The organism is Nocardia sp. NPDC050630 (assembly GCF_044457245.1).
GTDB lineage: Bacteria > Actinomycetota > Actinomycetes > Mycobacteriales > Mycobacteriaceae > Nocardia.
Genome location: NZ_JBITGN010000013.1, coordinates 50,904 through 75,524, shown reverse-complemented (window position 1 = coordinate 75,524; position 24,621 = coordinate 50,904). Strand labels below are relative to the sequence as shown.

The window sequence follows — 24,621 nt, the reverse complement described above, 5'->3', positions numbered from 1 at the left end:
CTGGAAGGGCGCGACTCGTGCCTTCGGCGCGTGCGCTTCGACGGCTCGGAAGCCCATCCGCGTACGGATTTCAGCGGTCAGTACCGTCGGCGTAGGTGACGCGCGCCGAGTCGGGCCGCGAACGGGTCGCTCGTACGACTCGCTCCGTTGTGGTTGATGGCGGAGGTGTTCGGCACTTGGTGCACGGGTGCTTGATGGTCGAGTTCGGCGATTGTGTTGCATGCGCTTCGACGGCTCTGCTGGTGGCCGCGCCTTCGCGTGGACGCGTTACGGGCCGCGAGCTTCTCGCTCGTAACACTTGCTCCGTAGTGGCTGGGAAGGCGTGGATGAGCTAGTGCCTCAGCACTTCTGCCGACTGCCCCAGGTCCGTTCCAGTACCTCGCGATGCGTTGGGAGCGCGGCCTCGTAGACCTCGCGTCCCTTTTCGGTCAGGCAGACGAAGATCGCGCGTCGATCCTCGGCGCACATGCTGCGCGAAACCAGTCCGTCGCGCTCCAGTCGCGCCACCGCGCGTGAGAGGGCGCTCTGGCTCAGGTAGATGTCGTTGGCGAGATCGCTCATTCGATAGTCGCCACAGGCGGCGTCGACCAGGCGGTCCAGCGTCTCGAATTCGCTGAGGCCGATATCGTGCTTGCCCTGCAACTCCTTCTCGAGTGCACAGCTCACGGCGGCGTGCCGGTCGAGCAGCTCACGCCACTCGGCGACCAACCCGGTGGGCGCCACATCGCGCCCGAGAAATTGTGTTGTCGACGGCTTCGACATGGCCCTATCCTAGTGCTCCGCGCTAGACGATGCAAGCGCATTAAATGTGTTGGCATTTAATGTCGCCGCATGTAATGTTCCGCCCATGTCTTCTGCAGCAACCCTTTCGGCCGCGACGGCGACCGATCCGATCAGATGGTCCACCCGTCTCTGGGGCATGCTGATCACCCTTTGCATTGTGTTGTTCCTCGATGGTCTCGACGTCTCGATGATCGGTGTGGCGCTGCCGTCCATCGGCGCCGAACTGGATCTGTCAACGTCCACCCTGCAGTGGCTGGTCAGCGGCTACGTGCTCGGTTACGGCGGCCTGTTGCTGCTCGGCGGTCGCACCGCCGACCTGCTCGGGCGGCGCAAGGTCTTCCTGATCGCATTGGCCGTCTTCGCGCTGGCTTCACTGGCGGGCGGTCTGGTCACCTCCGGCCCGCTGCTGATCCTGACCCGCTTCATCAAGGGCCTGGCCGCGGCATTCACCGCCCCGACCGGTCTGTCCATCATCACCACCAACTTCGCCGAGGGCCCGGCCCGCAATAAAGCACTGTCCATCTACACCGTGTTCGGTGCGGGCGGTTACTCGATGGGTCTGCTGTTCGGCGGTCTGATGACCGGCATCGGCTGGCGCTGGACCTTCCTGCTTCCGGTTCCGATCGCGCTCGCCGCACTGGCCGCGGCCTGGGTGCTGGTCCCCAAGGACGAGGCCGCCGAGGAGGGCGGACACGACATCCTGGGTGCGCTGCTGTCCACCGCGGGCATGCTTCTGCTGGTCTACACCGTGGTCTCCGCGCCCGAGGCGGGCTGGGGTTCGGCGCGCACCATCGGTTCGTTCGTCGGCGCCGCGGTGCTGTTCGCCGGATTCGTCGCGGTGGAGAAGAAGGTCGAGTACCCGCTGGTGCGCCTCGGCATCCTGCGCAAGGTGACGCTGGTCCGGGCCAGCCTCGCGATCATCGCGGTGGCGGGTTCGTATTTCAGCTGGCAGTTCATCGTGACGCTGTACATGCAGGATTCACTGGGCTGGTCGCCGCTGAAGCTGGCCATGGCGCTGCTACCGGTCGGTCTGCTGGTGGTCGCCTCGGCGTTCTTCTCCGATAAGCTCGTCGACCGTTTCGGCACCGGGCCGATCATCGCGATCACGATGGTCGTGATGGCCATCGGCTACCTGCTGTTCCTGCGGCTGGACACTACCCCGTCGTACCTGACGATGATCCTGCCCGCGGTGCTGCTGATCGGCATCGGCTGGGTCGGCTTCCCCGCCATCAATATTCAGGCCACCACTGGCATAGATGATGATGAGCAGGGCCTGGCGGCCGGTGTGCTGCAGACCTCCATGCAGGTCGGCGCGGCCATCGTGCTCGCGGTGAATACCGCGATCATCTCCTCGGGCGACCACGGCGCGAGCACTGCGTCCGCGATGCTCGACAACTTCCGCCCCGGACTGCAATTCGCCGCGGGAGTCGCCATTGTCGGCGCGCTGATCGCACTGACGGCCTACCTGCCCAAGCGTGCCAAAGCACGGGCGCAGGAGCCGGAATTGGAACTCGTCGGCTGATTCCCCTCCGTCGACGAAAAGTCGAACGTCACCGCTCCCTCCTCATCGGGGGCGGTGACGTTCGGCGTTTCACGAGAAGGGCGGAGCAGCAGCGTCTTTCGGAGATCGGACGTACGTCAGTGGCTGACCGTCCAGACCGACCTTCGGCCATTCGATACCCAGCCGCGGATCGAAGGCATCTATATCTCGGTCGAATTCGGGCGTGTACTCGATCGAACACAAATAGGTGACGGTGGAGTGGTCCGCCAGCGACAGAATCGCATGGCCGAGCCCCTCTGACAGGAACATCGAGCGCCGATCGACATCGTCGAGCACCACGCTGTCCCAACGCCCATAGGTGGGCGACCCCGGCCGCAGATCGACGACGACATCGAGGAATGCGCCGCGCACACAGGTCACGTACTTGGCCTGACCCGGCGGATCCTCGGTGTAGTGGATGCCGCGCAGCACCCCGGCCGCCGAGACCGAGCAATTGACCTGCCGCAGATCGAACGCCCGACCGGTCACCTTCTCGAATTCCGAGGCCTTGAACGCCTCGCAGAACATGCCGCGCTCGTCGCCGAATTGGCGCGGGGTGATCACCCATGCCCCCGGCACGGCGAGTTCACGGAATTCCATGCTCACCAATCCCGTCCCCGCTCGAGCAGGTCGAGCAGGTAGGTTCCGTAGCCGGAGCGAACCAGCGGTTCGGCGAGCGCGCGCAGCTGTTCGTCGTCGATGTAGCCGCGTCGCCACGCGACCTCTTCCGGCACACCGATTTTCAGGCCCTGCCGCTGTTCGATGGTACGCACATAATTCGCGGCGTCGAGCAGCGAATCGAAGGTGCCGGTATCCAGCCAGGCGGTACCGCGGGCGAGCACATCGACGCTCAGCCGATCCTGTTCCAGATAGGCGCGATTGATATCGGTGATCTCGTATTCGCCGCGCGCCGACGGTCGCAGCCCGCGCGCGATCTCCACGACATCGTTGTCGTAGAAATACAGCCCGGGGATGGCGTAGTTGGACCGCGGCACCTTCGGCTTCTCTTCGATCGAAACCGCTCGTCCCGCGGTGAATTCGACGACGCCGTATGCGGTCGGATCCGAGACCCAGTACGCGAAGACCGCGCCGCCATCGACCGTGGCGAAGCGTTCGAGGCGGGTGCCGAGGCCGGGTCCGTGGAAGATATTGTCGCCGAGCACCAATGCGGCGCTCTCGCCGCCGATGTGGTCGGCGCCGAGGACGAACGCCTTGGCGAGTCCGTCCGGTTCCGGTTGCACCACATAGCTGATCGAGATGCCGAACTGCGAGCCGTCGCCCAGCAGGCGGCAGAACGCATCGGCGTCCTCGGGTGTGGTGATCACCAGGATATCCCTGATACCCGCCAGCATCAGCGTGCACAGCGGGTAGTAGACCATCGGTTTGTCGTAGACCGGGACCAGCTGTTTGCTCACCCCGCGCGTGATCGGGTGCAAGCGGGATCCGGTGCCGCCGGCCAAGATGATTCCGCGCATGGTCCACGAGTCTGCCAGGCCTATCTCGCTCGGCTTCGGCGAGGTTCCGACTGGCCTACGAATTGATCACGAACGTTTAGCGCTTCGGCGCGGCGGGCGATATATGTTACGTAGATCACGCTATGGTGTTCTGAAACATCAGCGTGTGAGATGTCAGCGTCGACTCTCGCCTGGAGAACCGTTCGGTCGGGTTCGGCGCGCCAGTGTGAGGTAGGTGCGCGATGGTGGCGATCAACGGGAGTGAATTCGACGCGGGTGATCCGGGTCTGCTGATGAACCCGGACGGTCCGAGCGCATCGGCCCGATTGCTGCTGGCGACCTGTCTCGGTGCGGTGCGGCCGGTGCTGCGCGTATTTCCGGTCAGCCGCACGACCATCCCGATCGGTGCTCTCGCGATCGACGGACTGGCGCGACTGCGTCCCCAGCCGCGCGGTGTCGATCGGGAACAGGTGACGCTGAATGGGTTTCGGATGGAGATCCTGCGTCCGTCGGGCGGTTCGCGTGCCCTGCGGCACGGCGCGGTGCTGTATATGCACGGTGGCGGCTTCGCCATCTGCGGTCTCGGCACCCATCGCCCGATCGCGGCCAGCCTTGCCCGGCGCACCGGATTGCCGGTGGTCAATGTCGACTACCGCCAGCTGCCCGCAAATAATGTCACCGCCGCGATCGAGGACTGCCTGACCGCCTACCGCTGGCTGTTGCGGCACGGCGCGGACCCGGCCAGGGTCATGTTCGCGGGCGATTCCGCGGGTGGCTTCCTTGCTTTCGCCACCGCACTGCGCGCGATCGAGGCCGGGCTGCCGTCGCCGGGTGGGTTGATCGGGCTGAGCCCACTGCTCGATCTGGACTACGCCGCCAAGCGCGACTATATGAATGTCGCGCGTGATCCCTATCTTTCGCTGGCCGCCCTGGAGGCGGTGGTGCGGCTCGGCGCCGAGGTGGATGGGGTGCTGGATCCGCTGGTGTCGCCGGTCAACGGCGCCCTGGCGAGTTTGCCGCCGGTACTGCTGATCACCGCCGAAGACGAGATGCTGCGCTATGACTGCGAGCTCATGGCCCGCAGGCTGACCGCGGCCGGTGTCCCGAACGCGCTGGAGATCTGGCGCGGTCAGGTGCATGCCTTCATGGCGATAGCTCCGAACCTGCCCGAGAGCAGGATGGCACTGGCCCGGGTCTCCCGGTTCGTGCGCGCCCGCCTCGAGCAGTCCCAACAGGCTCGGACGGCTTGACCTGGATCGGCCGGACGAGTCGCGAACCCCGCATCCGGACCTGCCCTTCAGCGGCGGTCCGGGGCGGGGTTCTTTGTTGGGAACCTTGCCGTGCATTCCCCTCGGTTATCCGGAGAATTCTCGCGAGGGGCATACATGCGGCATTTAGTTCAACTTAATTTACTTTTTGTTCACCTCGGCGACGGTTGGAATTGCCCCGGCGTCGCGCCTATCACGGTCCTATCAAATCCGCAAATGCGCGGCCATTCGGACCGAGCCGCGGTCAACAGCGGAAACCCCGCCTGGTCGATGACCGGGCGGGGTTTCCTGGCTCTATTCAGGTGTGCAGAGCGTCGCTCGACTTACTTCGGCGCGTTGAACGGGGCGCTGGTGGTGGCGAAGTACTGGATCGCCGCACCGATCGCGACCGGAGCCGTGATGAAGATCTGACCGGCCAGGGTGCCCAGCGCACCGATGGCGATGATGCCGGCCACGCAGCCGACGGCAGCGGCGGGGATGAAGGGACCGAACAGGCCGACGATGGTCGCCGAGGCGATCGTGGCACCGGCGATACCGCCGAGGACGCAGCCGAGCGCGCCGCCGCCGAGACCGCCGACCAGGGTGCCGATGGTGGCGCCCATGGCGATGGTGTCCTTCAAGCGGTTGAAGGCGGCAACCTCACGGTCGTACGGGGTCTTGAAGGGAGCCTGGTCCTCGAAGGGCAGCGCGACCGGCTTGTAGGTGGCCTTCGCCATGTCGAGCTGCGGGGTGAGGGTGGCGGTGTGATCGGAGATGTCCGCGGCGATCGGGAACTCGAACTCATCGACGCGGAAGGTGAGCGGGGTGCCCGCCACGGTGGTGCCGTTGGCGGCCTTGATCTTGAGCGCGTTGTCCTCGACAACCAGCGAGCCGGAGTCGATCGAGATGATCGACTGGGTGTCGGTGGCGTTCGCGGTGAAGTTGACCGGGGCATCGGCGGATTCCGCCGGTGCCGCGTTGACGGTGCCCGCGGTGACGCCCATGGCGGCGATCAGCAGGGCCGAAGTCGCGGCGAATTTCCTCATCAGCATTTTGTTTTGGACCTCGATGTGAAGCGTTCGGAGGGGACTAGACGATCGAAATCTAGACCAGCTAACGCGTGGTGAACCGCTTGTGACCTTTAATTCAAATTTTGTTCACCATCGCGACTCGAGGTTTGGTGGGTTCTCGGAAATGAGCGCGCTGACCATGGTCTTTCAGTATCGACTGAACCACGCTTATTTCTTTTCGCATGTCCAGAGTGACGAACATCACAGATTCGAAACCTGGTCGCGTAGGTGAATACAGCTGGACGGATCCGGCGCCAGCGGGCCGCGCGGGCGACGTAAGGTCATGGGGTGCGACTGCTCGTAACCGGCGGAGCCGGATTCATCGGTGCGAATTTCGTCCAACAGACCGTGGCCGAGCGGCCCGACGCCACCGTAACCGTCCTCGACGCTTTGACCTACGCGGGAAATCGCGCCTCGCTCGCGCCGGTGGCCGACCGCATCGACTTCGTGCACGGTGATATCGCCGATCTGGATCTGGTCGACGAGCTCGTCTCCGGCGTCGATGTCGTGGTCCACTTCGCCGCCGAATCGCATAACGACAACTCCCTCGCCGAACCCTGGCCGTTCGTACAGACCAATATCGTCGGCACCTACTCCCTGCTGCAGGCGGTGCGCCGCCACGATGTGCGCTACCACCATGTCTCCACCGACGAGGTGTACGGCGATCTCACCCCGGACGGCCCCGCATTCGACGAGAACACCCCCTACAACCCGTCCAGCCCCTACTCGGCCACCAAGGCCTCGAGCGATCTGCTGGTGCGCGCCTGGACCCGCTCGTTCGGCGTCCGCGCGACAATCTCCAACTGCAGCAATAACTACGGGCCGTATCAGCATGTGGAGAAGTTCATCCCGCGCCAGATCACCAACCTGATCGACGGAGTGCGCCCGCGCCTCTACGGCGCCGGGCATCAGGTGCGCGATTGGATCCACGTCGAGGATCACAACCGCGCGGTGTGGGACATCCTGGAGCGGGGCCGAATCGGGCAGACCTATCTGATCGGCGCGGACGGCGAACTCGACAACAAGTCGGTGGTGCGCATGATCCTGGCGGCCTTCGACCGCGATCCGGAGGATTTCGATCACGTCACCGACCGCGCGGGCCACGATCAGCGCTACGCCATCGATGCGACGCTGCTGCGCACCGAACTCGGTTGGACGCCACGCTATTCCGACTTCGCCACCGGACTCGCCGCCACCATCCAGTGGTACCGCGACAACGAATCCTGGTGGCGTCCAGCCAAAGCCGGCACCGAGCGCGCTTACGCGGCGGCGGGCGAAACGACCATCAACGCCTGATGCGACGGCCGTCGCGGTACCCGCCGAAGCCCATGGTCATGTCTCGAGTCATGGTGTGACAGCGAATTCCGGCGTTCACCGGACCGACGGGCCGATCGGCCTGCTGGAGGACGGGCGCACCGCTCAGCCCCAGACGATCGAGTAGTACTTCCACAGCGCCGCGATCAGCGCTACCAGTGTGGCCACGATGACCGCGATGGCCGGACCTCTGGACGGGGTCTGGCCGCGAATATCGGTGAGTCGCAATGGCATCCAGCGCAGCACCACAGCCAGCGCGATGATCGCCAGTGGCACGAAATACCGGCCCTGGACGCCATCGATGATGTAGTAGCCGACCGGTGAGAACGACATGTACAGCGTCACGTAGATCATCGCGACGCTCGCGAGCACCGTCAGCGCGACGATCAGCGTGCGCCGGAAAGTGGCGGTCGCGGTATTCATCCGATCCGCGATACCGATGCTGACCGCGAAGGCGAGCAGGCAGGCCAGCACCGTCAGCGCGGGGACATCGATGTAGGCGAAGCCGAGTTCACCGAAGAACTGGGTGAACCACCGCTGGTCTCGCAATGCGATGCTCTCGCCGAAGGTGTTCACGAAATTCACCGGGTCGGTCAGGATTCCGTGCAGCTGATCGCCCGGACGCACCGAATTCCATTGGTGCTGCGGGCGCATCAGGCCCATACCCTCGGTGGTCGGTCCGGCGATCTTCATCCAGACGGCGAACCCCAGCGCGCCCAGTCCCGCGAAACCCCATGGAATGAAACGCTTCCAGGTAGCCGCGTTACCGAACGCGAACCGGTTCGTCGGCACCAGTACCAGGAGCATGGCGAGCAGCACGTAGGTCGGCTTGCTGACCGGTAGCAGCAGGGTCGCGGCCAGTAGCGCGGCCGTCCCGGTTCGACCGAGACCATCACCGAGGAACAGCGCCTTGACCAACAGCGCCGAGACCATAATGGCCAGTGCGTTGGTCAATGTGTCGGCGGTGACGGTGCCCGCTTGGAAGACCGCGATCGGCAGCACGGCGACGGTGAACGCCAGCCACTGCACCCGATGCGCACGCAGCGCCCACAGACCGAATCCCACCAGCGCGAGATAGGCGGCCAGGCCCGCCAGACGGGTCAGCAGCATCATCGCGCCGACATTCAGTCCGAACAGCTCCGCGACCCGAATACCGATGGCCGCGGGAATATACGGCACCGGCGAGTAGGCGGCGGTATTGGTGAACCAGACCGGCTCCTCGGCCTTGGAAACCGCGGCGCCCTCCATCCGGGCGTAGCTGCCGGGATCGGCCACCATCGGATCAGGCTCTTCCGGATTGGTGGTGTAGTCGTGCAGCGCGTAGCCCATCAGCTCGGTGATGCTGACCGGCACATCACCGCCGTAGGAGATGCCGCGCTCGTCGTGGATCCGCTGCGGCCCGAAGCCGCCGTGCGCGACCTGGTAGGCACGACCGAACTGGGTGATTTCGTCGTGTCCCCAGAACGGCGGAGTGATCCAGGCGAACAGCGCGCCGAAGACCGTGACGACAATGGTGAAGGCGACCGTGGCCGCCCCGAAGCGATCTACGATGCGGCGTCCGAAATCGCGTGCCGAATTCGGTCTGCTCGAATCGGCTTCGGCGGCAGCAGATTCGGGTGCCGCTACATCGTTGTCCGTGGTCTCCGGCTGCGCGGTGGTCGCGGTTCGATCCGCCGAGGTGGTCAACGCTCGGCCCCGGCGGCGTGTGCGTCACCACCATGCGCGTCATCCGCGCTGACGGCCGAGTAGCGCAGGTAGACCAGCCGGGCGGCCTCGTGCCGGGAGCGCCGGATACCGTCCAGGATCAGACCCGCGGTCCAGGCCAGGCTGCCGAGCAGCAGCAAGGTGAATCCGAGGAACAGCGTCGGGAACCTGGGCACCTCATGGGTGTTGTAGAACTCGACGACTATCGGAATGGTCAGGATGATCGAGATCAGCCAGCTCAGCGTGCCGAACAACCCATAGAACGCGACCGGTCGCTCATGTCTGGCCAGGCCGATGATCAGCGCCAGGATCTTGAATCCGTCGTGGTAGGTGCGCAGCTTGCTCTCACTGCCCGCGGGCCGGTCGCGGAAGCCGACCGGAACCGCGGTCTGCGGCACACGCAGGTGCAGGGAATGCACGGTCAGCTCGGTTTCGATCTCGAATTCACGCGAGACGGCCGGGAAGCTCTTCACGAACCGGCGTGAGAACACCCGGAAGCCGCTGAGCATATCTTCGACGTTCTCGCCGAATACCTTTCCGACCACGCCGTTGAGCACCTTGTTGCCGGTCTCGTGGCCGGAGCGGTACGCCGAGCCGCCCTCGTCCTGTTTGCGGACGCCGAGCACATGGTCGTACGGACCGTCGAGCAAGGTCTTGATCATCAGCGGCGCGGCCGACGCCTCATAGGTGTCGTCGCCGTCGATCATCAAATAGATATCGGCCTCGATATCAGCGAAGGCACGGCGCACCACATTGCCCTTGCCCTTGGTGTGTTCGTGGCGCACGATCGCACCGGCGGCGCGGGCCCGCTCGGCGGTCGCATCGGTGCTGCGGTTGTCGTAGACGTAGACGACGATTCCCGGCACGGCGGCCTGCAGGTCGGCGACGACCTTGGCGACCGAAGCCTCCTCGTTGTGGCATGGCACCACTGCGGCAATTCGGAGCTCGGTGGAGTCCACCCGGTCAATCCTCGATGTCGGCGGTGAATGGGGAACACCGGGAGGGTACAGGGGGAGTACCTATTGGTGCTCACTCGGTTCACCGAGCCTACTGGGGTACCGTCGCCGGGTGTCTTTCCCAGAGCAGCCCGTGTCATTCTCCGAACGGTCCGGCTCACCGCAATCCACGCCGGTCCAGGAGCCGCTGAGCGCGAAGGTGCTCGCCGCACTGCGGCGCGGCGGCGCCTTCCTGGTGGTCGGTGCGATTGGCTTCCTGGTCGACGCGGGCACCTACAACCTGCTGGTGTTCTGGGGCGGCGAAGGGGTGCTCTACCACGCGCCGCTGCCCGCCAAGATCATCGCGATCGCGGTGGCCACGGTGGTGACCTACTTCGGCAACAAGTGGTGGACCTTCGGGCACAAGAAATCGGATAATCCGGCGCGCGAGTACCTGCTGTATGCCATATTCAATGTGGTCGCTATCAGCCTGCAACTGGGTTGTCTAGGGTTCTCTCGCTATGTGCTCGAGCTGTCGTCGCCGCTTTCGGACAACATATCCGGCACGCTCATCGGCCAGATCGTCGCGGTGGTATTTCGCTATTGGGCCTACGACAAATTCGTATTCGTCGGCTCTGTGGACACTTCGGTTAATGATAAGCAACCATAAATAGCGGGACCGTCCCGGTTCCTGGACAGGCATTCGCCGAGCCCGATTGATATCCTCGGCCCGCCGCGAAGGCATCCAGGGGCGTGTCTGTCCCGTCGGCACCAAAGGATTTCGAGGACTTCATGGATCAGTCGGCTACCCAGGCCGTTACCGAGACAAATGACCAACCTTCGACCGCGCCGGCCTCACTGCGCGTCGATCATCAGGCGCCCGATCGCCTAGTGCTGCAGCGCGGCATCTTCACCGGGCCGTCGGCGAAGGTGAGCGATGAGCTGTACGCCGTCGTCAAGGGTCGCGCACATCGGGAACGCCTGGAGCTCAGACTGGACAAGGGCGCGTCCGCGCATACCAACACCTATTTCGGGCGCTTCGCGGCCAGCTACTGGCAGCGCTGGACCACGGTCACCGAGGTGTGGGCGAGCATGGTGCTCGATGTGACCAAGAAGGCCCGGGTCCGGGTGGTCGCCTCCGATATCGCCGGGCACCGCCGGATCATCGAGACCGCCGAGATCACCACCAGCGGCCCGCTGACCCTGACCGCACCGCTGGACCAGTACGTCGATGGTGGCGCGCTGTGGCTCGAATTCGATGCCATCGGCGGCGAACTCGGCATCTCCGCGCAGACCTGGACCGCCATCGCACCCGAACGTGTGCGCCCTGTCGCCATCGCGATCTGCACCTTCAACCGGGCCGCCGACTGCGCCGAGACCGTAGCCGCGCTGGCCTCCGACGCCCCGATTCTCGAGGCCATCGACGCGGTCTATGTGGTGGATCAGGGCACCGATCTGGTGCAGAATCAGGCGCGCTTCCAGGAGACGCTGCCGATCTTCGGTGACAAGCTGCGCTACATCCGACAGCCGAATCTCGGTGGTGCGGGCGGTTTTACCCGTGGCCTGTATGAGGTCTCGGCGGTCAACGAGCACGCCGACGTCATCCTGATGGATGACGACATTCTCTGCGAACCGGAAACGGTATTGCGGCTCAATGCCTTCGCCAATATGACCGTGGAACCGACGCTGGTCGGCGCGCAGATGTTGTTCCTGCTCAACCCGGATTACCTGAATGTCGGCGCCGAGGAAGTGCATCTGCACGAGCTGAAGCACGGCCAGAAGGTGTCGAAGGCATTGCGCAACACCAGCATGCTGAAGAAGAACCAGGAGCGCCGCGTCGACGCCGGCTACAACGCCTGGTGGACCTGCCTGATCCCGGCCGAGGTGGTCGCCGAGATCGGGCTGCCGGTGCCGATCTTCTTCCAGTGGGACGATGTCGAATACGGCATCCGAGCCCGTGAGCACGGGTTTGTCACGGTGACGCTGCCGAACGCCGCGGTGTGGCACGCGGACTTCTACTGGAAGGACTACGACGACTGGGCGCGCTACTTCAGCACGCGCAACTCGTTGATCGTCGGTTCGCTGCACACCGATCTCGACGGCAAAGCCATTACCCGCCAGCTGTTCCGGAATCTGGCCGAACATCTGGTCGCCATGCAGTACGGGCTCGTGCACACCACGCTGCAGGGCATCGAGGACTTCCTGCAGGGCCCGAAGATCTTGCGCGACGGCGGAATCGCCGCACTGGCCGCCGCTCGCACCAGTCGCGGCGATTACGCCGAGACCATCAAGCATCCCGCCGCGACCCCGCCGGTGCGCTCGGCCGATATCCACTTGCGCCGGGCCGGGGGCGAACCGAGTCGGGTCACGGCGGTGCTGATCAAGCGGGCCATCACCCAGTGGACCGGACGCACCCAGCGCGGCCTGATCGGCGTCACCCGCGAGGACGCGCACTGGTGGCATGTATCGCTGTTCGACCACGTCGTGGTCACCGATGCCTCGCAGTCCGGTGTCCGGGTCCGTCAGCGCGACAAGGCGCGAGCTCGCGCCTTGCTCATCCGCACCATCCGCGTCCTGCGTCAGCTGCGCCGTGAACTACCCAAACTCACCCAGCAATACCGCGCCGCAATGCCCGAACTCACCAGCCGAGAAAACTGGGAGCGCCTCTACGGCATCAAGCCGAACTGAGCCGGCGCCGCGCACGCTTTGCCCGCCACGCGCGAAATGACCGGGCAAATCCATGCGCGGCGCGCCAAAAGGTGCGTGTGACAACCGCGCTCAGCGCAGTGCGGTTTGGAATGCGGCGTGGGCGCGCTCGTCGAAGAGGATGAAGTGGGCTTCTTGGACGGATGTTTTTGTGTGGCGCACTGTTTCGGTCGCGATGCGGGCGCCGTCGTTCAGCGGCCAGCCGTAGATGCCGGTGGAGATGGCAGGAAAGGCGATTGTTCGCGCGCCTAATTCGTCTGCTACCCGGAGAGATTCGCGATAGCAGGAGGCGAGGAGGGGGCTGCGGTCTTCGGTCGCGGACCATACGGGGCCGACGGTGTGGATTACCCATCGGGCCCACAGGTCGCCGCCGGTGGTGGCGACCGCCTGACCGGTTGGCAGTCCTTTGCCGTAGCGCGATGCGCGCAGATCGCGGCAGGCGTCGAGAATCGCGGGTCCACCGGCGCGGTGGATCGCGCCATCGACGCCGCCACCGCCGAGCAGGGAAGAGTTGGCCGCATTGACGATCGCGTCGACCCGCTGCTCAGTGATGTCGCCTCGGCGAAGGATGATGGTGGCGGTACCGGGCGCGCCCGAGATCAGGTGCCTGGCGCGCCCCTCCAATAGCGGCATCAACGCCTGCCGCCAGGCATCGAGGCTGACCATCCCGCTCGACATGCCGCCGTGCGCGAACTCCGGTCGGTGCACGCTGTGGGGTGCGTTTTTCGCGTCGAGACGCGATCCGAGCACCTGCTCGAAGGTGTCGTGCAGTAGTGCGATCAACTCGGTCGAAGTCGATGGCGGTTCGAGATTTTCGAGCCGACTCCGCATTTCCTGCCAGAGGTAGGGATCGCCGCGCAGTCCCCATTCTTCGGGCTCTGGTTCGAAGATCGCGGCCAAGGTTGTTTTACCGGTCACGATAGCGACGGTAGCGGGCTGACGGCCCGAAAGTGGCCGGGCGGGCCACCTTCGGGGGCGGCGTCAGAGGAACAGGTCGGTGGTCAGTTCGGCGTCGCCGGGGACGACGCGGTATTTGTCCAGGTCGGTGATGCCGTGGGCGGCGAGGACTTCGTCATCGAGGAAGAAGTTGCCGCTGGTCTCCTTCGACGGCGAGGTGAGGACCAGGTAGGCGGCGTCGGCGTAGATATCGGGAGTGCGGGAGGTGGCGATCATTTCCTCGCCGCCGAGCAGATTCTTTACCGCGGCGGTGGCGATGGTGGTCCGCGGCCACAGTGAGTTGACGGCGATACCGTCGCCCTTGAGCTCCTCGGCCAAACCCAGTGTGGTGAGCGACATTCCGTACTTGGCGATGGTGTATCCCAGCGCCATGCCCGCCCATTTCGGGTCCAGGTTGAGCGGCGGGGACAGGGTGAGAATGTGTGGATTGCGGCCCGCCGCGGCCGATTCGCGCAGCGCGGGAATGCTGAGTTTGGAGAGCAGGAAACTGCCGCGGCAGTTGATGTCCTGCATCAGGTCGTACTTCTTCATGGAGATGGCGTCGGTGGGGGACAGATCGATCGCCGAGGCATTGTTGACGACGATATCGATGCCGCCGAACCGCTCTACGGTCTGGCGCACGGCCTCGGCGACCGACTCATCGATGCGCACATCGCCGACGAATGGCAGTACGGTGCCGCCCGCCTCTTCGAGTTCGGCCGCGGCGGTATGGATAGTGCCGGGCAGCTTGGGATGCGGCTGGTCGGTCTTCGCGATCAGGGTGATATTCGCGCCGTCGGCGGCGGCCCGCTTGGCGATCTCCAGACCGATGCCGCGGCTGCCGCCCGACATGATCATCGTCGCGCCCGCGAGCGGCTTCGATCCCGGTTCCGTCATGACCTGCTCCTGTCGTCCAGGCCGCGGGTGGGTGGGCCCGCGACCGTGCCGACCCGTTCGAACGACCGGCGAGCAGTCGCCGACGGGTGTTGTGCACGTTAAGCGTAACCCAGGCTACTATGCAACCAGTTGCATAGGTGTCGCGAAGAAAGGGCGCCGGAACTCCGACGCCCTTTCGACGCTGTCAGATGCTTGACGCGCCAGCGATCAACACAATGTTGAGCAGGATCATCAATGCCACGATGGCCCAGCTGATGTAGATGAAGATGGCACCGGGCGTCTTCTGCGGAACCGGGCCGATCGCACCGTTGAGGAAGATGATCGCGGGCGGCTTGTAGTAGAACATCGCGCCCTGACCTTCCTGAATCGATGCGGTCGCATTGGCCTGGCCCATATCGAACAGCCAGGGCGTGACCACTCGCACGTGGTACTGGCCGGGACCGACCGGAATATGGTTCTGACCCCACCGCGTATTCGGCACCCGTTGACCGTTGACCAGGATCTTCGGCTTGGTAATCGCCAACAGGAACGCGAACCATTCATAGGAAGCGTTGACCGTGATGCCCGGTGGGGCCGGAGCCTGCTGCGGAACCGGCTGCTGCCCATAGGGCGCCTGGCCGTACGGCTGCTGCCCATAGGGCTGAGCAGGCTGACCATACGGCTGCGGCGGTGCGGGTTGGCCGTACTGCGGCTGCGGAATATGCGGCTGACTGCCGTACGGCGGTTGCGGCACTTGTGGTTGGCTGATCGGTGGCTGCCCCGCGGGCGGCGCGTATTGCGGTGGCGCACCGTAGGGATTCGGCGCGCCCTGCGGCGCCGGCTGACCATATGTGGGCTGTCCGGGCCATTGCCCGGGCTGGCCCTGTGGCGGATACCCGCCGGGGTAACTCATCGAAACACCCTCCCGTTTGGCGATTTGTGCGTGCCGACCCTACCGTGCTGGTGCGACGTTCGCTTTCCCTGACGTGGTTACGCGAACTGCCGCTCCCCGCGCCGAATCAGCGCCGTGAACCTCGCTCCTGGTAGAACTGCCGCTGCTGTTTGCGGATATCGCGCCACACCTTCGCGCGTTCGGCCTGCAGTCGCTTATCCGATCGCGCTGCCATCCAGGCGTTTTCCCGTTCGAGTTTGCGGTAGCTGGCCAAGCGCCGCTGGGTGAGCGCGCCGCTGTCGATGGCCTTCTGAACGGCACAGCCGGGTTCGCCGTTGTGCGCGCAGTCGTCGAATCGGCAGTGTGTCGAGAGGGATTCGATATCGCTGAAGGTTTTCCCGATGCCTTCGGCGGCATCCCAGAGTCCGATGCCGCGCAGTCCGGGTGTATCGATCAGCGTGCCACCGCCGGGCAGCGGCTGCAGTTCCCGATGCACGGTGGTGTGCCTGCCCTTCTTGTCCCCCGAGCGAACGGCGTTGGTGGCGAAGACTTCCTGGCCGAGCAGAGCATTGGCGAGCGTCGATTTCCCGACCCCGGACGGACCGATCAGCGCGACGGTGCCGTCGAGCATCGCGGTGAGTACATCGAGTCCCGATCCGGTATCCGCACTCACCGCGAGGGCGACCGCGCCGGGCGCGACGGCCTGTACCTCGTCGAGCGGAATATCCAGCGCCGCATCCGCTTTGGTCAGCACCACGATCGGCTGTGCGTTGCTCTCCCAGGCCAGCGCGAGCATGCGCTCGATGCGCCCGAGGTCGATATCACCGTCGGCCGCGCTGCAGATCAGCACGGTATCGACATTTGCGGCGAGTACCTGGCCCTGTGCGCGGCGGTCGGCGGCCGAGCGCGTGATCGCGCCGCGGCGCGGCAGCAGCTGGCGCACATTGTGTTCGGCATCGATGCTCACCCAGTCGCCGGTGCACAACCCGCTGATTTCGGAATCGGCACCCCGCTCGAGCGAGTCGGGCGGGAAGGAGGCAGCTCGGGTAGCCACGGAGGGCTCCCGCTCAGGCCATACCAGACGTGGGCAACGGGCACGGGCGGGTCCGGTCGGTGTCGCGACATCGCATTCGCTGCGATCCATGCGGATCACCCGCGCGGGGACGCACCCATCGTCGATGAGCGAGTTGTATTCATTGGCAACGGCTTCGGTCCAGCCGTAAGGGACGAGGAGGTCGTAATCGACCATGATGGAAGGAATCCTTCGTCGGGCGCCGAGCCCGAACCGGACTCAGCGAGAGGTATCTGAGGCGGAAATTCGTGCGACAGCGTGCGTTTGCGCAGCTGCTACGGGCACGACAATCCGAACGGTCCGTGTCACGATCTCCACCTCCTCACTCTCGTCTCGACGTTGCTCGCCCACTCTGGCATGGCGCGTAGACCCGCGCAATCTATTTTTCGTCGGTGGTCTTCTGGTCCGGGGTGGGCTTGCCGAACTGCTCGTTGCGGCCCAGACTGCGCAGGTGGAACCATTCGCGCAGACCGGCCGGATCGCGGCGCGTGACCAGGAAGAACCAGGAGAAGCGAATCCATTCCTGGGGCAGCAGTTTGCGCATACCCGGCTGGGACATGAGATAGCCGCGGTTGCGGTAGGTGAAGTAGCGCTTGACCGGATCGTCCGGGTACTGGGTGTGCATGCGGCCGCCGAGGATCGGCTTGAATTCGGCGGCGCCGTTGGGGTGCAGGTAGGCCGTCTGTAGACACGTGCCGAACGGGAGTCCGGAGCGGACCAGCCTGCGATGCACCTCTACCTCGTCGCCGCGCACGAATAGCCGTAGGTCGGGAACGCCGATCAGGTCGACCGCCTTCGCGGAGATCAGCGCGCCGTTGAACAGCGAGGCGATGCCGGGCAGGAAGTCTTCGTCGCCCAGCTCGGAACGTAGCCGCCGCCAGACCACGCCGCGGCGCAGTGGGAAGGCGAGGCGATCCGGTTCATCGATATCGCAGACCACCGGCGACACCTCGACCAGACCGTGTCGGCCCGCGCAATCGAGCAGGGTGGCAAGGACTTCCGAGCCGTCGGGGCGACCGTCGTCGTCGGCCAGCCACACCCAGTCCGCGCCGAGGGTCAGCGCATGCAGCATGCCGAGCGCGAAACCGCCCGCGCCGCCGAGATTGTGCGCCGAACCGAGGTAGGTGGCCTCGACCGGTTGCTGGGCGACCAGCTCGGCGACCTCGGTTTCATTGGCGTTATCGACCACGATCAGGTGGTCCACCGGGCGAGTCTGGGAGACAAGGACTTTCAGCGATTCGGCGAGCAGTTCGCGGCGCTTGTGGGTAACGACCACGGCGACGATCTTGGCGTCGGGGCCGGTGCCAGCGGGGGTGCGTGCGGCTTCGATTTGTGCGGGGGAAATGTCGTCGGCCAGGTCGTCCGAGGTAGGCGCTGCCTGGTCGTTCGCGGGCTCAGGCGTGGTTTGCGGTGCTGCGTCGATCGGGGCGTTCTGCCCCGTCGGCTCATTCATGCTGTATCCATTCGGCGTGGTCGGTGGGCCCTGCGTGGTTACGCGGGCTGCCTCCTCCGGGCCCTGACCGCTCATGGCGCCCCCTCGCTAACGCTCGGCGGCGCCACGAGCGGGCGTCCGGCTGCGTTGATTGCCCGCTCGCTGCGCTCGCTCACGCCTGATTCCGCTCCAATTCTCGCTCTGTTCCCATTTTCCGTTCCGCTTCCATCTCGCGCAGCACGGTAGCGACGTGATTGCCCGCGTCCGGACCCTCATAGGCACGTACCACTTCTTCGATACCGCCGCGCAACCGGATCTGCCCATGGTCGACCCACATAGCGGTATCGCAGAGCTGGGCGAGAAATTCATTGGAATGGCTGGCGAACACCAGGATGCCCGAGCGGGCCACCAGTGATTGCAATCGGATCCGAGCCTTCTTCATGAATTCGGCATCCACCGCGCCGATACCCTCGTCGAGCAGCAGGATCTCCGGATCGATGGAGGTCACCACACCCATCGCCAGGCGCACCCGCATACCCGTGGAATAGGTGCGCAGCGGCATCGACAGATATTCGCCGAGTTCGGTGAATTCGGCGATCTCATCGATCTTCGACATCATCTGCTTGCGCGTCTGGCCGAGGAAAAGCCCGCGGATGATGATGTTCTCGAAGCCGGAGATCTCCGGATCCATACCCACGCCGAGGTCGAATACCGGCGCCACCCGGCCGCGGATACGGGCACTGCCGCGCGAGGGCTCATAGATTCCCGAAAGCAGCCGCAGCAGTGTCGATTTGCCCGCGCCGTTATGTCCGACCAGGCCGACCCGGTCGCCCTCTTTCAGTGAAAGAGTGATATCGCGCAGCGCCTCGACCACCACAACATCGGACTGATTGCGGCCGATCGCACCACCGGCCTTGCCGAGGAATGCCTTTTTCAGCGACCGCGATTTGGCGTCGAAGATCGGAAACTCGACCCACGCCTGGCGGGTTTCGATACTCACATGGTCGGTCATGTCGGGCCCGGTCTCCTATACCCAGTACGGCACGCGCGAACGGTACTGCTTCATGGCGAAGATCGCCACGATCCAGCCGACGACGGTGATGGCGCCGACGATCACCCAGTGATACAAATGCTGATCATCGCCGAGCAGCGGCGCGCGGACGATTTCCAGGTAATGGAAGGTCGGCACGATTTCGGCCAGCTTCGCTCGCTCGCTCACCTGGCCACCCTGCTCTTCCAGGCTTTTGGTATTCCACATGACGGGCGTGAGCACGAACAGCATCAACGTGAGGCTGCCGAGGATCGGCGCGATATCACGGTAGCGGGTGCTGAAGATGCCGAAAACGATCGAAACCCACATCGAGTTGAGGAACAGCAGCCCGAGCGCGGGGATCGCGAAAATGGCGGTCCAGTGCAGTTTTTCCCAGACACCGAACGCGGCCAGTACCACCAGATAAATCAGCATGTTGTGCGCGAAGAACAGTAACTGCCGCCAGACCAGGCGATATACGTGCACACTCAGCGCTGACGGCAGCTGTTTGATCAGCCCCTCATTGGCGATGAAGACATCCGAGCCCTCGAGGATGCTGGCCTGGATCACATTCCAGACGATGATGCCGATGGCCACATACGGCAGATACGACTTGATCGACTGGCCCAGCAGCGCGGAGTACAGAATGCCGATGGCGGCGGCCTGCACACCGGTCGCGATGGTGATCCAGAACGGGCCGAGCACCGAGCGCCGATAGCGCTGCTTGATGTCCTGCCAGCCGAGCGACAGCCAGAGTTCGCGCTGCGAGAAGCCGCTGCGGAAGTCTTTGAACGCGCGAGCGAAAGTCTGCGAGTCCGAGACGATCGGAGTCTCGACGGCCTCGTCCGGCGCGGGCGTTTGCGCGTCGGCGCTCACCGGATGCTCCGGCGCGGTCTTCTCTTCGGGAGGTACGGAGGTCTCATCGGAACTCTCGTCGGTACGCGCTTGGCTGGTATCTGAACGCACTGAACCCTCTTCAGGACGATCCGAGCTCTCATCGGGACGCGCCGTATTCACATCGGGGACCGAGTCGGGGCGGGCGGCAGCGGACGGCACGGTGCTCGACACTACCCTCGCAATTTCCCGCCGCGTGAACGGCAGGGCCCGGAGGCACAAGCGAAGCGTAACCACGTAGGCCCCCGCCATCGCCGCAAATCAGACACCGCCGACCCGGCTGGCACTCGTCTCGGATCTACTCAGAGATATTGTCCGGAGCCGCCGATCGACGGGTTGGACTGGCCACCGCGCGCGTCGGTCGCGTGGATGCCGGGCGGCAGCGCACCCTGACGCATCTGTTCCAGTTGCGCCCGAGCCGCCATCTGCTGGGCGAACAGCGCCGTCTGGATGCCGTGGAAAAGGCCTTCCAACCAGCCGACGAGCTGGGCCTGAGCGATGCGGAGTTCGGCATCGGTCGGCACCGCGTCATCGGTGAACGGCAGCGTGAGTCGCTCTAGCTCCTCACGCAATTCCGGTGCCAGCCCCTGCTCGAGTTCGCGTACCGAGGATTTGTGGATCTCGCGCAACCGGGTCCGGCTGGCATCGTCGAGCGGAGCCGCGCGGACCTCCTCCAGCAATTGTTTGATCATGGTCCCGATACGCATGACCTTCGCCGGCTGCTCGACCATATCGGCGAGCGATTCCTCGGCGTCGTCCTTACTGTCCGCATTGTCGGATTTCTCATCACCGTTGGTAACGACCTGCGCGGTGAAAGGCGTGTCCGAACCGGACTCCACCGGAATGGCCAGCGGCCTGCCGTCGGGTCCGATCACGACAATGGATTCGGGTGCTCCATCCGATTGCGTCATGGTCCCCATCATGTCGTGTCCGCCGCGAACGCGCTAAGTCGGTCGCCTTCGAGCGGCTCACCGGGGCGGTGCCGCGGCGCGGAGGCGGCGTCTATTCTGTTCGGGTCGTGTGGTTCGGATTTGTTGAAAGTCGGTTGCCATGCTGAGTCCCAGTTCACTGCACCCCCGCCCGCCGGTGAGGGGGAACGCGGTTACCCAGGCTCGCCCGCTGCCCTTAGAGTGGCCAACATGACTTACGACGTCGCGAGGGTTCGGGGCCTGATACCGTCCCTGGGCGACGGGTGGATCCATCTCGACCCGCAGGGCGGAATGCTGGTCCCGGATTCGGTATCTCGTGCCGTATCAACAGGTTTCCGAACCTCTTCGTTTTCCCATATCGGCCGCAATGGTGCCGCCGTTCGCAGTGCCGCGATTCTGGAGGCGGCGCGCGAGGCCGTCGCGGATCTCGTCGGCGGTGATCCGGCGGGCGTCGTGCTCGGACCGGACCGCGCGGTGTTGTTGGCCTGGTTGGCGGAGTCGCTGAGTTCGCGGCTCGGCCTCGGCACCGGGATAGTGCTGTCGCGATTGGACGATGAAGCGAACGTCGCGCCGTGGTTGCGGATCGCGAACCGCTACGGGGCGCATGTGCGCTGGGCCGAGGTCGAGATCGAGACCTGCGAAATGCCGTCGTGGCAGTTCGAGGAATTGATCGGCCCGACTGCCCGGCTGGTCGCGCTGACCGCCGCATCGCCGATCGTCGGTTCGGCCCCCGGAGTGCGCATCGCGGCGGATCGGGTACACGAAGTGGGTGGTCTGCTCGTCGCCGATTGCTTCGGCGCCGCGCCCTATGCCCTCATTGATATCGACGAACTCAATGCCGATGTGGTCGCGTTGAGCGCTCCCGCCTGGGGTGGTCCGCAGATCGGCGCGCTCGTCTTCCGCGATCCGGCCTTCCTGGACCGTATTCCGTCGATGTCGTTGAATCCCTATGCCAAAGGGGCCGAACGCCTCGAGGTCGGCGGCCACCAATACGCACTGCTCGCCGGATTGACGACCTCCATCGACTTCCTCGCCGGCCTCGATGAGCGCGCCAGGGGCACCCGCCGCGAGCGCCTGGAAATCTCCATTACCTCGCTGCAGGATTACCACGACCAACTCTTCGAGCACCTCATGGACGTGCTCGACAAAATCTCCAACCTCACCGTTATAGGCCGCGCCTCCACCCGCATCCCCACCGTCAGCTTCACCATGGCAGGCATGCAGGCCGAGAAGGTCGCCGCCAAACTCGCCGATGCCCGCATCGGCACCCTCAGCGGCGTCCACGGCGGCAGTCGGCTGTTGGACGCCTTGGGCGTCAATGACGAAGGCGGCGCCGTCACCGTCGGCTTGGCCCCGTACACAACGAAATTCGAAATCGATCAGTTGGGTCGGGCGCTGGCCGCCCTGGAGTGAGCGCGGACGGTACCGCTGGTCAGTATCGCTTCGGCTGCCCCCACTGATTGCTCGGTCGCTCCGGCATCGTGTCATCGCCCTCCCGCGGTGTGACCGCGTCGGCCGGTGCGATGAAGTCCAGATAGATCCACCGCCCATCGGTCTCGACCGGCACTTCGATGCTGGCCACCCAACGCCCGTCCACCAGCCGATGCCACGCCCGCTGTCTGGCCGCCATCCGTCCGGACAAGACCAGACCGTACTTCTTCACCCGCGCCGATACCTCGCGGCTCGGCGATCCATCCGGCGGGAGCACACGATCGATGTCGACGTAGATCGGCAGGAGCGGTGAGTACGGCCGCCAGACGTCTCGATGTCGATTATCGAACATACATTCGAGTATGACATCGATGATGCGTCACGCAATAACCGTCTGGGCGGGTGGCCGACAGGTTCTATCTGTCACATGCAGGCGCTGGTTGTCGCCAGTCTGCTGGCGCGTCGAGGGGTCAGTGGTCGCCGGCGAGACGGTCGAGCCACTCTCGCAGGAGGTGTTGCTCGGCGGTGGTGAGCGTTGTTTCCTCGGGAAGGTTGGCGCGGAGGGCGCGGGCCGCGCCGGCCGCGCCGGTGTCTTGGATGGCCGGGCGTTCGTTGGTGACCGCGGTGACCATGGCCTCTCGGAGTGCGGTGAGCAGGGCCGGGTCACGGTTGGCTTCCGGGAAGGATAGCCAGGTCAGGACCGCACCCCGGCCGGTGGCGTGAATGATCCCGGCCGCAAGTTGTTCATCGACACGCAGCCAGCCACCCGCGGCGAGGCGACGGACCCGTCCGCGCAGGATTTCCAGTCCGGCCCGGAATGCGGCCGACTCGGTGCCGGCGGGTTCGCTGTACATGAGGGTGTAGAGCGCGGGGTTGGACAGACCGAACTCGACCGCGAGGTCCCACCCGGCCCGGAGGTCTTCGATGGGGTCCGCGGGGTCGGGGTCGAGGTGTTTGCCGGCGACGAATTTCGCGAAACCGTACTCCGCCACCGCTTCCAGCAGCCCGTCCTTGTCACCGAACAGCCGGTAGATCGCCGGTGGTTGCAACCCTGCCATGTCGGCGACCGCGCGAGTTGTCACCGCATCGCGACCCGCGCGTTCCAGCAGGTCGGCGGCGGCTTCGATGACGCGTTGGCGGTGCTGTTCGCGAGTCGACGTCGTGCTGTCGGATTCGACGGTGGTGTCGTTCCTGGGTGGCATGGCCGATGTCATGAATCAACGATATCGCTTGACTGTTTCCGGCGGAAGTATCACTGTTAGCGTATTAATGTTTCCGTTGGAATCAAGGAGTAGCGGCATGATCATCGTGACCGGAGCCACCGGGCAGCTGGGCCGTCGGATTGTCGAGAGTCTGCTGACGCGAGTGCCCGCCGACCAGGTGGGTGTGAGCGTCCGCGACCCGCGAAAGGCGCAGGACTTGGCCGAGCGCGGAGTACGGGTGCGACAGGGCAGCTTCACCGACCCGGACAGCTTGTCTCACGCTTTCGAGGGCGCCGGCCAGGTGCTCCTCGTCTCGGTCGACAAGCTCGGTGCGGAGGCCGTCCGACAGCACCGGGCTGCCATCGAAGCAGCCGCCGCCGCAGGCGCACGCCGCATCCTCTACACCAGCCATATGGGTGCCAGCCCGGACTCGCAGTTCGAGCCCTGTCGCGACCACGCCATCGACGAGGAAGTGCTGCGGGCCTGCGGTGTTCGGTTCACCTCGCTCCGCAACGGGTTCTACGCCGCCAGTGCGATGCGGTTCTTCGGGCGGGCCGCCGGGACCGGACAGCTCGTGTTGCCCGCGGATGGAGCGGTGAGCTGGACCGCACATGTCGACCTCGCCGACGCGGCCGCCGCGATCCTTACCGAGGAAGGCCGATTCGACGGTCCCACACCGGCATTGACCGCAGCGCAGGCCATCGATTTCGACGAAATTGCCGCCATCGCGGCCACGCTCACGGGTCGAACCATCAAGCGCATCACCGTATCCGACGAGGAATTCCGGCACCAGATGCTGGACAATGGCGTCCCGGCCGCGCAGGCGGACATGATGGTGGATATCTTCGCCGCTAGCCGGGCCGGTGAATTCGCCAGGGTCGACCCGACATTGGCGCAGTTGATCGGCCGCGAGCCGACCGGTTTCGACGCGGTTCTGCGCGAGGCGCTGTCGGCGAGCTGAGCGCTCGGCGCTCAGGCGGATACGTCGAGAGTGTTGCGGTGATTTGCCTGAGCCCGCAGGCATGGAAAGACGGCCGGAAATCGGTGACAGAAGCGATCTGCGTAGCGGGTGCCCGGCGGGGGCGATCTTCGGCCCTGAGATGGCGTCAGTTCCCAGTAGCGGGAGGATGGTCGGAGTGGGGTGAGTATGGGCGCGCAGTTAGTGAGTTCGATT

Annotated in this window: 23 protein-coding genes; 7 read left to right on the top strand and 16 right to left on the bottom strand. The window is 65.0% G+C overall.

All coding sequences use genetic code 11. The annotated features are described in order from the left end of the window. Positions 1 to 339: 339 nt before the first annotated feature. Entirely contained in the window at positions 340 to 762 is a 423-nt protein-coding gene (locus ACIBG0_RS28340) for a MarR family winged helix-turn-helix transcriptional regulator (RefSeq protein WP_062980935.1), read from the bottom strand. Between the two features lie 85 nt (positions 763 to 847). Between ACIBG0_RS28340 and ACIBG0_RS28335 the strand changes: the two genes are divergently transcribed. Then, positions 848 to 2,305, top strand: coding sequence for an MFS transporter (locus ACIBG0_RS28335; RefSeq protein WP_397036381.1), 1,458 nt, complete (start codon positions 848 to 850; stop codon positions 2,303 to 2,305). A gap of 69 nt (positions 2,306 to 2,374) precedes the next feature. Here ACIBG0_RS28335 and ACIBG0_RS28330 read toward each other — a convergent pair whose 3' ends face one another. Together ACIBG0_RS28330 and rfbA are read right to left on the bottom strand one after the other, a co-directional pair. After that, positions 2,375 to 2,923 carry a dTDP-4-dehydrorhamnose 3,5-epimerase family protein gene (locus tag ACIBG0_RS28330; RefSeq protein ID WP_397036622.1) on the bottom strand — a complete coding sequence of 183 codons (549 nt, stop codon included), beginning with the start codon at positions 2,921 to 2,923 and terminating at the stop codon, positions 2,375 to 2,377. A 2-nt stretch (positions 2,924 to 2,925) separates the two neighbouring features. Beyond that, positions 2,926 to 3,798 (bottom strand): glucose-1-phosphate thymidylyltransferase RfbA, encoded by an 873-nt coding sequence (rfbA, locus tag ACIBG0_RS28325; RefSeq protein ID WP_397036379.1) that lies wholly within the window; start codon positions 3,796 to 3,798, stop codon positions 2,926 to 2,928. A 224-nt stretch (positions 3,799 to 4,022) separates the two neighbouring features. Between rfbA and ACIBG0_RS28320 the strand changes: the two genes are divergently transcribed. After that, a complete protein-coding gene (locus ACIBG0_RS28320; protein WP_397036377.1) occupies positions 4,023 to 5,027 on the top strand; it encodes an alpha/beta hydrolase in 1,005 nt (334 codons plus the stop codon). 341 nt (positions 5,028 to 5,368) lie between these two features. Here the strand turns inward: ACIBG0_RS28320 and ACIBG0_RS28315 are convergent, their stop codons facing one another. After that, positions 5,369 to 6,076, bottom strand: coding sequence for a hypothetical protein (locus ACIBG0_RS28315; RefSeq protein ID WP_397036375.1), 708 nt, complete (start codon positions 6,074 to 6,076; stop codon positions 5,369 to 5,371). 306 nt (positions 6,077 to 6,382) lie between these two features. On the opposite strand from ACIBG0_RS28315, the gene rfbB reads away from it, so the two are divergent. Continuing rightward, positions 6,383 to 7,390 (top strand): dTDP-glucose 4,6-dehydratase, encoded by a 1,008-nt coding sequence (rfbB, locus tag ACIBG0_RS28310; RefSeq protein WP_397036373.1) that lies wholly within the window; start codon positions 6,383 to 6,385, stop codon positions 7,388 to 7,390. A gap of 123 nt (positions 7,391 to 7,513) precedes the next feature. Here rfbB and ACIBG0_RS28305 read toward each other — a convergent pair whose 3' ends face one another. Both ACIBG0_RS28305 and ACIBG0_RS28300 read right to left on the bottom strand, forming a co-directional pair. Further along, on the bottom strand, positions 7,514 to 9,094 hold the full coding sequence (locus ACIBG0_RS28305) for a DUF2142 domain-containing protein (protein ID WP_397036371.1): 1,581 nt from the start codon (positions 9,092 to 9,094) through the stop codon (positions 7,514 to 7,516). Continuing rightward, positions 9,091 to 10,071, bottom strand: coding sequence for a glycosyltransferase (locus tag ACIBG0_RS28300; RefSeq protein ID WP_397036370.1), 981 nt, complete (start codon positions 10,069 to 10,071; stop codon positions 9,091 to 9,093). Before ACIBG0_RS28300 ends, ACIBG0_RS28305 begins: the two co-directional genes overlap by 4 nt. A gap of 109 nt (positions 10,072 to 10,180) precedes the next feature. On the opposite strand from ACIBG0_RS28300, the gene ACIBG0_RS28295 reads away from it, so the two are divergent. After that, on the top strand, positions 10,181 to 10,717 hold the full coding sequence (locus ACIBG0_RS28295) for a GtrA family protein (protein ID WP_397036368.1): 537 nt from the start codon (positions 10,181 to 10,183) through the stop codon (positions 10,715 to 10,717). 122 nt (positions 10,718 to 10,839) lie between these two features. Next, positions 10,840 to 12,735, top strand: a complete 1,896-nt coding sequence (locus tag ACIBG0_RS28290; RefSeq protein WP_397036366.1) for a glycosyltransferase — start codon at positions 10,840 to 10,842, stop codon at positions 12,733 to 12,735. A gap of 90 nt (positions 12,736 to 12,825) precedes the next feature. Here ACIBG0_RS28290 and ACIBG0_RS28285 read toward each other — a convergent pair whose 3' ends face one another. From ACIBG0_RS28285 to ACIBG0_RS28250, 8 genes are all read right to left on the bottom strand, one after another. Further along, on the bottom strand, positions 12,826 to 13,386 hold the full coding sequence (locus ACIBG0_RS28285; RefSeq protein WP_397036621.1) for an O-acetyl-ADP-ribose deacetylase: 561 nt from the start codon (positions 13,384 to 13,386) through the stop codon (positions 12,826 to 12,828). A 348-nt stretch (positions 13,387 to 13,734) separates the two neighbouring features. Continuing rightward, entirely contained in the window at positions 13,735 to 14,586 is an 852-nt protein-coding gene (locus ACIBG0_RS28280) for an SDR family oxidoreductase (protein WP_397036365.1), read from the bottom strand. Positions 14,587 to 14,770: 184 nt separating this feature from the next. After that, positions 14,771 to 15,478, bottom strand: a complete 708-nt coding sequence (locus ACIBG0_RS28275; protein WP_397036363.1) for a hypothetical protein — start codon at positions 15,476 to 15,478, stop codon at positions 14,771 to 14,773. A gap of 106 nt (positions 15,479 to 15,584) precedes the next feature. Further along, positions 15,585 to 16,706, bottom strand: coding sequence for a ribosome small subunit-dependent GTPase A (rsgA, locus tag ACIBG0_RS28270; RefSeq protein ID WP_397036361.1), 1,122 nt, complete (start codon positions 16,704 to 16,706; stop codon positions 15,585 to 15,587). A 202-nt stretch (positions 16,707 to 16,908) separates the two neighbouring features. Continuing rightward, the gene (locus tag ACIBG0_RS28265) at positions 16,909 to 17,982 is read right to left on the bottom strand and encodes a glycosyltransferase (protein WP_397036360.1); all 1,074 of its coding nucleotides are present in this window, start codon (positions 17,980 to 17,982) and stop codon (positions 16,909 to 16,911) included. A gap of 151 nt (positions 17,983 to 18,133) precedes the next feature. Next, the gene (locus tag ACIBG0_RS28260) at positions 18,134 to 18,973 is read right to left on the bottom strand and encodes an ABC transporter ATP-binding protein (RefSeq protein ID WP_040685856.1); all 840 of its coding nucleotides are present in this window, start codon (positions 18,971 to 18,973) and stop codon (positions 18,134 to 18,136) included. Positions 18,974 to 18,988: 15 nt separating this feature from the next. After that, on the bottom strand, positions 18,989 to 19,867 hold the full coding sequence (locus ACIBG0_RS28255; protein ID WP_397036619.1) for an ABC transporter permease: 879 nt from the start codon (positions 19,865 to 19,867) through the stop codon (positions 18,989 to 18,991). 320 nt (positions 19,868 to 20,187) lie between these two features. After that, positions 20,188 to 20,796, bottom strand: coding sequence for a bacterial proteasome activator family protein (locus tag ACIBG0_RS28250; RefSeq protein WP_397036358.1), 609 nt, complete (start codon positions 20,794 to 20,796; stop codon positions 20,188 to 20,190). A gap of 228 nt (positions 20,797 to 21,024) precedes the next feature. On the opposite strand from ACIBG0_RS28250, the gene ACIBG0_RS28245 reads away from it, so the two are divergent. Further along, entirely contained in the window at positions 21,025 to 22,227 is a 1,203-nt protein-coding gene (locus ACIBG0_RS28245; protein WP_397036356.1) for a cysteine desulfurase-like protein, read from the top strand. 19 nt (positions 22,228 to 22,246) lie between these two features. Here ACIBG0_RS28245 and ACIBG0_RS28240 read toward each other — a convergent pair whose 3' ends face one another. Both ACIBG0_RS28240 and ACIBG0_RS28235 read right to left on the bottom strand, forming a co-directional pair. After that, entirely contained in the window at positions 22,247 to 22,597 is a 351-nt protein-coding gene (locus ACIBG0_RS28240; protein WP_397036355.1) for a hypothetical protein, read from the bottom strand. A 118-nt stretch (positions 22,598 to 22,715) separates the two neighbouring features. After that, a complete protein-coding gene (locus ACIBG0_RS28235; protein ID WP_397036353.1) occupies positions 22,716 to 23,459 on the bottom strand; it encodes a TetR/AcrR family transcriptional regulator in 744 nt (247 codons plus the stop codon). A gap of 85 nt (positions 23,460 to 23,544) precedes the next feature. Between ACIBG0_RS28235 and ACIBG0_RS28230 the strand changes: the two genes are divergently transcribed. After that, a complete protein-coding gene (locus tag ACIBG0_RS28230; RefSeq protein WP_397036352.1) occupies positions 23,545 to 24,408 on the top strand; it encodes an NAD(P)H-binding protein in 864 nt (287 codons plus the stop codon). Positions 24,409 to 24,621 lie beyond the last annotated feature (213 nt).